General features: G+C 66.2%; 11 protein-coding genes and 1 tRNA gene. 2 read left to right on the forward strand and 10 right to left on the reverse strand.

The features are described 5' to 3' along the window. Positions 1-3 precede the first annotated feature (3 nt). The 4 genes from ASG67_RS12030 to map all read right to left on the reverse strand — a co-directional run bounded on the left by ASG67_RS12030 (position 4) and on the right by map (position 5,885). Positions 4-1,227, reverse strand: a complete 1,224-nt coding sequence (locus ASG67_RS12030) for a DUF418 domain-containing protein (protein ID WP_056530266.1) — start codon at positions 1,225-1,227, stop codon at positions 4-6. A gap of 99 nt (positions 1,228-1,326) precedes the next feature. Next, complete coding sequence (locus tag ASG67_RS19225; protein WP_082543501.1) at positions 1,327-2,466, reverse strand: trypsin-like serine protease; 1,140 nt, start codon at positions 2,464-2,466, stop codon at positions 1,327-1,329. A gap of 156 nt (positions 2,467-2,622) precedes the next feature. Further along, on the reverse strand, positions 2,623-4,842 hold the full coding sequence (gene purL, locus ASG67_RS12040; protein WP_056530272.1) for a phosphoribosylformylglycinamidine synthase subunit PurL: 2,220 nt from the start codon (positions 4,840-4,842) through the stop codon (positions 2,623-2,625). Positions 4,843-5,057: 215 nt separating this feature from the next. Beyond that, positions 5,058-5,885, reverse strand: a complete 828-nt coding sequence (gene map, locus ASG67_RS12045) for a type I methionyl aminopeptidase (RefSeq protein ID WP_056530275.1) — start codon at positions 5,883-5,885, stop codon at positions 5,058-5,060. Between the two features lie 51 nt (positions 5,886-5,936). On the opposite strand from map, the gene ASG67_RS12050 reads away from it, so the two are divergent. Next, entirely contained in the window at positions 5,937-6,695 is a 759-nt protein-coding gene (locus ASG67_RS12050) for a competence/damage-inducible protein A (RefSeq protein WP_056530634.1), read from the forward strand. Positions 6,696-6,796: 101 nt separating this feature from the next. Then, the gene (locus ASG67_RS18925) at positions 6,797-6,943 is read left to right on the forward strand and encodes a hypothetical protein (RefSeq protein ID WP_156460780.1); all 147 of its coding nucleotides are present in this window, start codon (positions 6,797-6,799) and stop codon (positions 6,941-6,943) included. A gap of 19 nt (positions 6,944-6,962) precedes the next feature. On the opposite strand, the gene ASG67_RS12055 is transcribed toward ASG67_RS18925, so the two are convergent. From ASG67_RS12055 to ASG67_RS12080, 6 genes are all read right to left on the reverse strand, one after another. Continuing rightward, a complete protein-coding gene (locus ASG67_RS12055; RefSeq protein ID WP_056530278.1) occupies positions 6,963-7,313 on the reverse strand; it encodes a hypothetical protein in 351 nt (116 codons plus the stop codon). A gap of 834 nt (positions 7,314-8,147) precedes the next feature. After that, positions 8,148-8,221: transfer RNA gene (locus tag ASG67_RS12060), tRNA-Gly, on the reverse strand. 94 nt (positions 8,222-8,315) lie between these two features. Further along, the gene (locus tag ASG67_RS12065) at positions 8,316-9,710 is read right to left on the reverse strand and encodes an FAD/NAD(P)-binding protein (protein ID WP_235535181.1); all 1,395 of its coding nucleotides are present in this window, start codon (positions 9,708-9,710) and stop codon (positions 8,316-8,318) included. Positions 9,711-9,728: 18 nt separating this feature from the next. Next, on the reverse strand, positions 9,729-10,532 hold the full coding sequence (locus ASG67_RS12070) for a phosphate/phosphite/phosphonate ABC transporter substrate-binding protein (protein ID WP_056530281.1): 804 nt from the start codon (positions 10,530-10,532) through the stop codon (positions 9,729-9,731). Further along, entirely contained in the window at positions 10,529-11,419 is an 891-nt protein-coding gene (locus ASG67_RS12075; protein WP_056530284.1) for a fatty acid desaturase, read from the reverse strand. The genes ASG67_RS12070 and ASG67_RS12075 overlap by 4 nt, the downstream gene beginning before the upstream one ends. A gap of 102 nt (positions 11,420-11,521) precedes the next feature. Next, on the reverse strand, positions 11,522-12,115 hold the full coding sequence (locus ASG67_RS12080) for an alpha/beta hydrolase (RefSeq protein ID WP_056530287.1): 594 nt from the start codon (positions 12,113-12,115) through the stop codon (positions 11,522-11,524). Between the last annotated feature and the right edge of the window lie 3 nt (positions 12,116-12,118).

Consider the following 12,118-nt stretch of genomic DNA (forward strand, 5'->3'; position numbering starts at 1 on the left):
GGTTCAGCGCCGCGTGGGCGGTCGTTCCAACCGGGCCATCGCGCGCCACACCCATTCCAGCGGGCCATAACGGTATCGCGCCAGCCACCGCGTCGGCCACCACAGCATCAGGCCCCACACGGCCGGGATCAGCAGATAGAGCGTGGCGCGGTTCCACGCCGCGAACTGGTGCAGGCCCCATCCGAACACGAACGTCATCAGCACGCTGGTGCCGATGTAATTGGTAAAGGCGTTGCGCCCGGTCGCCGCCAGCCGGCGCGTCAGCCGCCCGCCGGGCCGGATCAGCAGCACGATCAGCGCGGCATAGCCCGCCACGGCGACCATGCGGATCGGCTCGCTGGCGAAGATCGATCCGGTCATCACCCAGCGCTGGTCGAAGCCGTGCGCGATCGTCAGCCAGCCGAGCAGCGCATAGGCCGGCAGCGCGAGGCCCAGGCACCAGATCGCCCAGCCGCGATACCGCGCCGGCGACCAGCCACCGGTCAGGAAGCCGCTGCGCCAGGCGGCCATCCCGAACAGCATCGCGCTCAACGTCTGCAACCCGACATAGACGAGCGAGGCGAACGGGGCATCGGCATGGTCCCAGCGCCACCGGACGCCCGCCCACCAGCCGCCGCTTTGCCCGGCGATATCCGCCGACAGCACGCCGGCGGGGGGCATACCGAAAATGGCGGAATAGCCGTTCCAGATCGCCGTGGCGGCGGCGGTGTTGCGCGGCGCGCTGTCGAACAGCATCTGCGTGGCGACGCCGCTGATGACCGTCTCCATGGTCAGCGTGATGAGCCCCGCCAGCACCAGCGCGCGGACGGGCAACCGCGCGAACATCAGCGCGAGGCCGCCGACCAGCGCGTAATGGCTGAGGATGTCGCCCCACCAGATCAGGTACAGGTGCATGCAGCCGATCAGGAACAGCGTCGCCATCCGCCACAGATGCACCTGCGCGCCGTCTTCCCCCGCGCGATCGATGACCAGCAGCATCGAGGCGCCGAAGAGGAACGAGAACAGGCCACGCATCTTGCCCTCGATCAGCACGAAGTTGGCGAACCAGATGGCGATGTCGGCGGGGCCGGTGCCGCCCCAGGCGAGCGGCGAGAAATAGGCGGCGCGGGGTAGCGCGAAGGCAGGCAGATTGGCGACCAGAATACCCATCACCGCGACGCCGCGAATGACGTCGAGCGTGTCGTAACGGATGTCAGGGGGCGTCGGGTCGGCGGGGTCGGAGATCATCGCCGCCGATTGGCACGCGGGCGGCGCGCGCGATAGCGCTTTGCGTGCCGAAAGAATGCGTCACCCGCGACGACCGGCGTAGCGGGTGACGCGAGTTAATCAGGCGAAGGTCACGCGGGTACGACGACGGCCGCGACGCAGCGCCATGCCGGTCAGGCCGAACCCGGTCAGCATCATCGCCCAGGTCGACGGCTCCGGCACCGCCAGCACGCTGCTGATCCAGCTGGCGTGGATCGAGGTGGGGACGAAGCCGTTGAATTCACCGAAGGTGGAATTCAGTTCCTCGTCGACGTCGCCGGTCTCGGTTCCGAACGTCAGCCCGAATGAATTGACGCTGGAGATCTTGCCATCGACGAAGCTGGGACCGCCCGAATCGCCACCGGCGATCGACACCTCGGTTGCGCCGCGGCCCAGATTGCAGAACTTATAGCTTTCGACGCCGACCAGGCCGGTCAGGATGCACGAGCCGTCATTGGCGCGCCGGCCGTTATCGAAATCGGACAGGTAGGTGTAGTCGGTCTGCGCGCCATCGCTGAGGAAATCGAGAGCGCCATTGATGGTGCTATCGCCCAGGCGGAAGTCGTAGGTGTTGTCGCCCTGACGACGCCGGCCGACGCCGAGATCGTCACCGACATTGCCGCCGGTCGACGATCGCGCGCCATAACCGGTGACGTTGAAATCGGTGCCGGTCAGGTCGTTGGTGTACAGGCCATATCCCTGCGCGAACAACGGTGCGGCCTGCGACAGGCGCAGGACGGCGATGTCGTTCTGATCGATGACCTGGCCGGTATAGTCCGCGTTGACGAAATACTCGCTGACCGAGATCGCGGTCGCCAGCGGGCTCTGGAACGTCACCAGATCGGGATCGGTACCGTTGTAGAAATAGGCCGTGGTCGAGATCGGATTGGCGGTGCCGGCGCCATCGCTGACGCAGTGGCCGGCGGTCAGGATCGACATGCGGTCGGCCATCAGCGCACCCGAACAGATGAAGCTGCCGGCGGCGCCGCGGTTCATGATGAGCGAGACGACGCCGCTATATTTCGCGTCGGTCGCCCAATAGATCGGATTGCCCGGCGGTACGGCGACCTGCGTGCCGGTGCCGGTCGTGCCGACAATGGAGTTGGAGGCGGTATAGGACAGGCCGTTGCTGCTGCCCGTCACCGTGGCCGCCATGGAAGGGCTGGCGATCGCCAGTGCGAAGGCAGCCGTCATCGTGCGGCGGAACATACGCTTTGTCATGAAATCTCCCCGTTTTCAGGGGCGTGTCCGTTCCCGCGAACGATAACGATCATGCCTCCCGTGCACAGGAAGCTATCATGCAGTGCAGCAAGGTAAAGCCGTTTTTAACTGGAATTGTTAACCGCCGATGACTATTCCTGCTGCGCTGCGTTATTTTTACGCCAGTGCCGCATCCGACCCCATCAGGGTTGGGAAGAAGCCTTCATGGGCGGCCCGCAGCGAATCGAGCGCCACCACATCGTCGCGGTCGGGCCGTTCGAAGATCAGGCGCTTGCCGCCGGTGCGACCCAGCGGTTCGACATCGACCTCTGCATTCAGCGCGGCACCGAGGAAATCGAGCAGCGCATGGTCGTGGACGGTGACGATATAGACGCCCTGATCCTCCGCAAAGAACGAGCGCGCGCAGTCATAGGGCTGCTTGCGGTCGATCATCGCGCCGATGCCGCCGGCCAGCGCCATTTCGGCGATGGTCACCGCGATGCCGCCATCGGACACATCGTGGCAGGCGGTCAGTTGCCCCGCGCGGATCGCCTCGCGGATGAAATCACCGGTGCGGCGTTCGGCGGCGAGATCGACCGGCGGCGGCGGTCCTTCCTCGCGCCCGTGCACCTCGCGCAGCCACAGCGACTGGCCGAGATGGCCACCGCGCGTGCCGACGGTCAGGATGATGTCGCCGGTGGCTTTGAACGCGATCGTCATGCTCTTCGACCAGTCTGGCATCAGGCCGACACCGCCGATCGCGGGCGTGGGCAGGATGGCGGAGCCGCCGCCGGTCGCCTTCGATTCGTTATAAAGCGACACGTTGCCCGACACGATCGGGAAATCGAGCGCGATGCACGCCTGGCTCATGCCATCGAGGCAGCCGACGATCTGGCCCATGATCTCGGGCCGCTGCGGATTGGCGAAGTTCAGGCAGTTGGTGACGGCGAGCGGCGTCGCGCCGACTGCGGTCAGGTTGCGCCATGCCTCGGCCACCGCCTGCTTGCCGCCTTCGACCGGGTCGGCGAAGCAATAACGCGGCGTGCAGTCGGTGGTCATCGCCAGTGCCTTGTCCGTGCCGTGGACGCGGACGACGGCGGCGTCGCCACCGGGGCGCTGCACGGTGTCGGCGCCGACCATGTGGTCATACTGCTCCCAGATCCAGCGACGGCTGGCGATGTCGGGCGATCCCATCAGCGTCAGCAGATCGGCGGCGATATCCGGCGAGCCGGGCGTGTTCTGGAGCGGGGCGGGCTTCGGCGTCGGTACGTGCGGCCGGTCATAGAGCGGTGCCTCGTCGGCCAGCGGCCCGAGCGGAATGTCGCAGACCGTCTCACCCTTCCACGTCAACACCATGCGGCAGGTATCGGTGACGCGGCCGATGACCGCGAAATCCAGTTCCCATTTGCGGAAGATCGCCTCGGCCTCCGACTCGCGGCCGGGCTTCAGCACCATCAACATGCGCTCCTGCGATTCGGAGAGCATCATCTCGTACGGCGTCATACCGGTTTCGCGCTGCGGCACGTCGTCCATGACCAGTTCGATGCCGACACCGCCCTTCGACGCCATCTCGACCGACGAGGAAGTGAGGCCGGCGGCGCCCATGTCCTGGATCGCGACGATCACGTCGGTCGCCATCAGTTCCAGGCACGCCTCGATCAGCAGCTTCTCGGTAAAGGGATCGCCCACCTGCACGGTCGGGCGCTTGGCATCGGCATCGTCGCCGAAATCGGCCGAGGCCATGGTCGCGCCGTGGATGCCGTCGCGCCCGGTCTTCGACCCGACATAGACGATCGGATTGCCGATGCCGCTGGCGGCGGAATAGAAGATCTTGTCCTGATCGGCGACGCCGACGGTCATCGCGTTGACCAGGATGTTGCCGTCATAGGCGGGGTGGAAATTCACCTCGCCGCCCACCGTCGGCACGCCGACGCAATTGCCATAGCCGCCGATGCCCGACACGACGCCGGAGATCAGGTGCCGCATCTTCGGATGATCGGGCCGACCGAAGCGCAGCGCGTTCAGGTTCGCGACCGGCCGCGCGCCCATCGTGAATACGTCGCGCAGGATGCCGCCGACCCCCGTCGCCGCACCCTGATAGGGTTCGATATAGGACGGGTGGTTGTGGCTCTCCATCTTGAAGATCGCCGCCTGTCCATCACCTATATCGATCACGCCGGCATTCTCGCCGGGGCCGCAGATGACGTGCGGGCCGGTGGTCGGCAGCTTCTTCAGGTGGAGGCGGCTGGATTTGTAGCTGCAATGCTCGGACCACATGACCGAGAAGATGCCGAGTTCGACCAGATTGGGTTCGCGCCCCAACGCATGCAGCACGCGCTCATATTCTTCCGGGGAGAGGCCGTGCTCGGCGACGATCGTGGCGGTGATCTCGGTCATGGCGCGCAGATAGCGGGGGATGGCCCGCCATGCCAGCGTCGCCGCGATTTCCCCCGAAATGACGCTTATTGTGGCAGGTTGGACATAATTTTTAGAGGTTTTTCCGCTACGGCGGCAACGACCGTCGGTATTCGGCGGTTGTCATTCCGTGTCACTACGGGGCTGGGGGCAGCGTCCAATTCCGGACGCTGCCCCCAGTTTTTCCGGCAGGACGATCAGGAATAGGGCGGCTGGTGCAGGCCGGCGGGGCTGGTCGTGAAGATCTCGCACCCCGTATCGGTGATGCCGATCGAATGTTCGAACTGCGCCGACAGCGACCGGTCGCGCGTCACCGCCGTCCAGCCGTCGTCGAGCAGCTTCACGTCGGGACGGCCGATGTTGATCATCGGTTCGATGGTGAAGATCATGCCGGGCCGCAATTGCGGGCCGGTGCCGGGGCGGCCGACATGGACGACCTCGGGCGCATCATGGAACAACCGGCCAAGACCATGACCGCAGAAATCGCGGACGACGCCGTAACGGTGCGATTCGGCATGGCGCTGCACGGCATGGGCGATGTCGCCCATATGGTTGCCGGGCTTCGCCTGTTCGATGCCGAGCATCAGGCACTCATACGTCACCTCGACCAGCCGTCGCGCCTTCAGCGGCACGTCGCCGATCAGGTACATGCGGCTGGAATCGCCGTGCCAGCCGTCCAGGATCGGCGTGACGTCGACATTGACGATATCGCCCGACTTCAACGCCTTGTCCGACGGGATGCCGTGGCACACGACATGGTTGATCGAGATGCAGGTGGAATGCATATAGCCGCGATATCCCAGCGTCGCCGGCACCCCGCCGCCGGCCAAGATGAAATCATAGATCATCCGGTCGACCGCGGCGGTGGTGACGCCCGGCACCATGTGCGGGACCAGCATGTCGAGCGTTTCGGCGGCGAGCCGCCCCGCCTTGTGCATGCCGGCAAAGGCGGCGGGGCCGTGCAGCTTGATGGCGCCGGTACGCGCATCGGGCGCGTCGGAGGTTACGGTGACATATTCGGTCATGCCCCACGTTATAGCGTGGCGGGCGCCGATTTGCGAGGCTATGCCGCCGCCATGGCAAGCGAACGCATCTGGACGGCCGCGCTGGTGGTCATCGGCGACGAGATCCTCTCCGGCCGGACGCAGGACAAGAATGTGGCGCAGCTCGCCACCTGGCTGAACGTGCAGGGCATCCGCCTGGCCGAGGTCCGCGTGGTGGCCGACCGCGAAGAGGCGATCGTCGAGGCGGTGAACACGCTGCGCGCACGCAACGATTACCTGTTCACCACCGGCGGCATCGGCCCGACGCACGACGACATCACCGTCGATGCGATCGCAGCGGCGCTGGGTGTCGGCGTTGAGCATCACCCGGACGCGATGGCGACGCTGACCCGCTATTACGAAACGCGCGGCGGCCTGACCGAGGCGCGGGCGCGGATGGCACGGGTGCCGGTGGGGGCGGGGCTGATCGAGAACCGCGTGTCGGGTGCACCGGGCATTCGCATCGCCAACATCTTCATCATGGCGGGGGTCCCCCACATCACGGCCGGCATGCTCGATGCGCTGACGGGGACGCTGGAGGGCGGACGCCCCGTCGTGTCGCGAACGATCGGTTGCTGGGTCGGTGAGAGCGAGGTCGCCGATATCCTGCGCGCGACGGAAAAGGCGCATGAAGAGGTCGCGATCGGCAGCTATCCGTTCTTCCGCGAAGGCCGGACGGGCGCCAACTTCGTCGTGCGGAGCGCCGATCCGGCGCGGGTCGATGCCTGTCTGGCAGACCTGACGGCGGCATTGCGGGCGGCGGGCCGCGAGGTAATCGACGACGGTATCTGATCTACGCGTGCAACAACTGCAATCGCAGCGACCGACTGCGCAGTTGTGATAGCCGGCCGGTGACGACACATGGAACTATGCGCTGCAATGCAGCAAATTCCATGTCCGAGGTTACCATGTTCAGCCTGATCGCGCTCTATCTCGATTACCGGAAGCAGCAGACCGCCGCACCGGTCATGACCTTTGCCGCCGTCGCCACGCCCGCCAACGACCGTGAACCGATGCACGCCAAGGCACGCGCCGCCTGATCCGTCTAGCGTGGTACCGTCAGGCCGTGGTGCTACGCCTTACCCACCACAGGTAAGCCAGCACCCCTGCACCGACGATCACGCTGACCGCGGCGATCTGCCAATTGCTGGTTCGCTCGTCCGCTGGCCCGAATGCGGCCGCCACCCCGATCGCCGCGCCAGCCGAGACCATGATCCAGCCCAAAAGGCCGGTGGACAGGCGCGATTCGGGTTCCAGTGTCGCGATGAGCAGACGAGCGCTTTCCGGATCGGTCTTCAGCGCGCGCCGTAGCGTACCGTGAACGATCATCTGCGAAATCAGCTTGCGCACCTGCACCGCAAGAAGCAGCAGCATCGTCAGTGCGGCGATCGGAAGAATGACTTCCTGCATCAATGTCCGCGCCGATTGTCATTCGAAACACGATCACATGCGACGGTATTGCGGCGGTATAGAGCGGGTGAAGGGAACATGCCACAAAGATAAGTGGCTGTAGGCCCGCGCACGATATCGTCAATGAACGCTAGTGCCTGTTTGCGAACAGAATCATTTGTGTATTGAGGCAGAGGCGAACGCGTCCAAGACATTAGCGGCTGCAAGAGTGGAGTCTGGCGTCGTGCAACTGGCTTCTCGCCTCACATACAGCGGTGTCGGTTGTCCTAAAGCAACTTCCATGGTTACAAGAGGTCCATCAGCGCAGACCCAAATCTCGTCGCCTTTGACCGGGCTGGGAGCGACTAACTCGCTGCGGGGTAGTAGCGTATCAAACAGGGTCGATTTCAGCTTTTCGAAGTCTGCGCGAGCCAGGACGCGAGAGATATATGATGTCTGCCTGATACGATCTTCGCGAGATACGCCCTTGATTATTGTCAATCGGGCGGTGGCGTTATCGGGCAACACCATTATCTGACTGACGGTCACTGCCCCTCTGCCATCAGACCTGTAAAGCCGTATCGCGTCCGCCGATCGTGACAGAGGTGCTAAGCGAAGTTGAAGCCGCATGGCCTCATACCAAGGGGGTTGAGATTGTACTTTCCTGGGTCTTCTTTGAGCGGCTGCCTCCAGGGCGATGCTTGAGACGAGCGCCGTCATCAGCCAATTGCGGAGCAGCGAGCAAGATGCAGACATAGCGGCACTACTATTCGATTGAGTGCCCGCTTTCCACCCAAACCCCGCCGTTCATACCATGATTGGACGAGAGCTGGAGCCGGTTCGTAGGAAAAGGCGTGGAGCGGGTGAAGGGAATCGAACCCTCGTCGTAAGCTTGGGAAGCTTCTGCTCTGCCATTGAGCTACACCCGCAGGCGCGGTGGCAATCGGGGATTGCCGGGGCGCTGGACCACGCGCCGACTGCCACAGGTGACGCGTACCGGTCAACCGGGATGATCGCCGTGCATCACAGTCCTTCGGTCATCCAGTGCGCGTTCGACAGGCGGCGGGCGAGGTCGGCGCATTGGCGGCGGATATCGGGGACGGCGACGATCTCCCAAAAGCTGCCGCGCGTCATCGGGCCGATGCAGTGGAGGTCGGGCTGCGCGACGCCGTGGCGGTCGATCACCCGCGATCCGGCGTCGACGTCGATGCCCAGCCGCAATCCGTCGGGGCGGACCATGCCGGTGCCGACCATCTGGCGCAGCAGCGGCTCGGCGGTGCGCAGCACGTCGCCCTGCGGGCCGGTGCAGTTGACGATGCGCCGGGCGGTGATCGTGCGAGATTGATCGGCGTGACGTGGCCGCCAGCGCACGCGCGCGCCGTTCGGCACTGGCGTCGTGTCGATCGTCTTGCCGGCGGCGAAGGTCAGCTGGCCGCTGGCCACCAGCCGGTCGATCCGGTCGGCGACGGCGGGTGCGAGGCGGTGGCGATGGACGTCCCAGAACGGCCGGCAATGGCGCAAGAAACGCGCACGGGTGGTGTCGTCCTGACGCTCCCACCAACGCTGCGTCACCGGGCGCAGCGCATCGACCGCCGCGCGCCAGCCCTTTTGCTCGGCCTCTGCACGAACCGTCGCCACGATCTGCGACAAGGGCAGATCGGGCGGATCGCTCAGACCGGCGGCGGGCGGGCTGCCATCGACATGGCGGCGCGGCGAAAGCCCGCGCCGGGACAGGGCCAGGATCGGCCCCGTAAAGCCGGAGGCGTCGAGATGCAGCGCGATGTCGATCGCGGTGAGCCCCGATCCGATCAGCACGACGGTGTCGTCCGGGCTGAGCCCGGCGGCGGGGTCAGTGGCCCAGGGATCATCGACATAAACATCGGCGGGCAGCGCCGCGACGTCGATCCCCGGCGGCACGTGCGGGGGCAGGTTGCCGAGCGTCAGCACCACCGCGTCTGCCGCCAACGGCGCACCCTCCGCCAGCGTCAGGCGCAGATCGGTCGGCGTGCGCTCGATCGCCGACACCTCGTCCGCGACGATCGTCAGGCGGTCGCCGGCCCGCTCGCGCACTTCGGCCAGCGTGGCGCGCAGATAGCTGCCATAGGTCGATCGCGCGACGAAGGCGGCGGGTGGCGCGTCGCCCTGCGTGCGGAGCCAGCGGGCGAAGTGATCGGGATCGTCGGGAAACGCGCTCATGCCCGCCGCACGGACGTTGAGCAATTGATCGGGCCGGGCCGCGCCATAGGCGATGCCGCGCGCCAGCCGTCGCGGTGCACGTTCGATCAGCGTGGCGCGGGGGCCGCCAAAACGGAACAGGTTGATCGCCATCAACGTGCCGCTGAAACCGCCACCGACGATCGCGACATGGCTGCCGGGCGGCAGATAGCCCGCCACGACGGGGTTCGATGCGTACATCATGATCGCTCCGTGGGCCGGTCAGGCAAGGTCGGGATAACCCAGCGCCGCGGCGGTTTCCGCCATCGCACCCAGCGCGGCGAACGCATCTGGCGGCACGGGGACGATGCCGTGCAGGAACAGCGTCGCGCGGGCATCGTCAAGGGCAGGATCGGCCATCGCCTCCGTCAGGACGATGCGCAGTGCGGTGACGGTCTCGATCGGCGTGGTGCGGGCGGTGACGAAGGGCAGGGTAGGGGACGACGGCGTCTCGGCGACGATCCGCAGTCGCTCGACAAGATGGGGCTCGAACCGGGCGAGGCCGGCATGGCTCACCGCATCGATCGCTGTTAGATCTGCCTTGTCATTCAGGATGGCGCGGATGCTGTCGCGGTGGGATCCGGTGACGACGACATCGGCGAAGAAGCGCTCGCCGTGCGCCACGGGAGCGATGGCGGCGCGGAACAGGTTCATGCCGGTGTTGGACGCGGGATCGTTGATCGCGGCGCGGCGTCCACGAAAATCGGCCAGCGTGGCGGCGGCATCGGTGGCGCGGGCGACGATCAGGCTGCGGTGACGGCCCGCTGCGCACCCCGGCGCGTCGTAATCGGGCAGCGCCAGCACGCCGAGCGGCAGCGCATGGCTGACCAGCGGATAGCCGCACGCCTGCCCGAACAGCAAGGCCGGGTCGCGCCAGAGGTCTTCAGGCGCCCTGTCGCGCGTCAGATGGCGCGGTGCAGCGATGCCGCGCGCGATCAGCCGGGTAGCGATCGCGGTCCACAGGCGATCGTTGGCGGACGCTTGCGCCGGCAGGTCGTACATGCCGAGGAAGCTGCAGGCGATCATGGTGCGGTCGGCCGATAAACGGGATGGACGGGATCGTCATGCGCCGCGAACAGGAAGCGGCGCGCGATCTCGCGATAGCCCGCATAGCGCCGCGATCCCGCCAGCGAAAAGCGATGGCGATGCGCACGGTGATAGGCGGGCAGCAGATACCAGGGCAGCAAGGGCCGCTCGTGATGCGCGACGTGCAGATTGTTGTTGAGGAACAGCAGCGCCAGCGCTCCACGCGATTCGATGCTGGCCGCCCGGCCGGGGGTGGTCAGCTCGGCGCGATGTTCCGCATAGGACCGCAGCAGGGACAGTGCCGTGCCGGGATAGATGAACATCGCCAGATACTGGCCCCATCCCAGGCCGACATGGTCCAGCCACGCCAGGATCACCGCAACGCCCAGCAGATGCGGCGTCCAGTCCGCCGCCGCAGCACGAGGGTGGCGCCACGCGCGCCGTGCTTCGCCAACCAGAAAACGGGTGATGACGATCACCGGCCCGGCGATCATCTGCCCGATCAGCGTCGATTGCAGGCGTGCCACCTGGCGCAGGAACCCGCGATGGTCGCGCAGGTAGCGCGACTCGGGGTCTTGCAACGGATCGGTGATCGCGGGCGAGCCGTGATGCGCCAGATGCGACCGGCGATAGACGCGGTACGGCAGCCACAAGGACAGCGGCACCGATCCGATCGCGTCATCGATCCGCCGCCGGCCGGTGGGGTGGCCATGGATCACTTCATGTTGCAGCGATCCTTGCCATGCGACGATCCAGCCACCCGCCAGCATCAGTAGCGGCCAGGGAATCAGCGCATGACCGGCGGTCAGCGCGATCCAGCCGCCATAGACGATCACCGTCACCGCCAGCGTCGGCAGCTCCACGCCCTTGCCCTGTCGTCGATCCATCGGCCACTCCTTCGTCAGGATGGCTTAATATCTACCGATCGAGTGGGAATTAAAGGGGCATTCGCTGGGGTGCCGTAAAGACGGGCTATGTCGCGTGGGGGTTCAGCGTCGGCCGGCCAGCGCCTCGGCCCGGCCGACCTCGTGTTCGACCACCTGATTGGTCAGCCGCAGGAACAATCGCTGTGCCTGTCGCCATGCCACCAACCCGGTATCGCGCTGGCGCTCGCGGTCGCTGACGACCAGCCGGCTGCCCCAGTCGGCGACGGTGTTCCGCACCATGCCGGTCGCCGATCCGCCCGGCTGGATCACCAGCGACGGGAAGGGCAGCCGCGTCTGTGGCGATTCGAACAGGCCGGCACGGTCGTGATCCTGTGCATCGGGCGTAAAGAGCACCGCGCCCGCGATCCGCGCCACGTAATCGGCCGGCGACAGGCGTGCCCACCAGGCGCTGGCGGCACAGCCCAGCCCGTCCGCCACCAGCAACACCGCCCGGTCGGCACCGCGCACGATCTCGTCCAGCCGCGCCGCCCAGATGTTGCGATCGCCCGGTGAGGTGACGTCCAGCGGTAGGGTGTGCACGCCGCTCGCCGGCCAGCCGAACATGGTCTCCCATGCGGGCGCGGGCGTGTCCGCGCCGGTGCCGCCGCCAATAATGGTAACGATCGAAAAGCGATCCTGCCTAGCGAGTGCGATCATGCT

The organism is Sphingomonas sp. Leaf339 (assembly GCF_001426195.1).
Lineage (GTDB): Bacteria > Pseudomonadota > Alphaproteobacteria > Sphingomonadales > Sphingomonadaceae > Sphingomonas.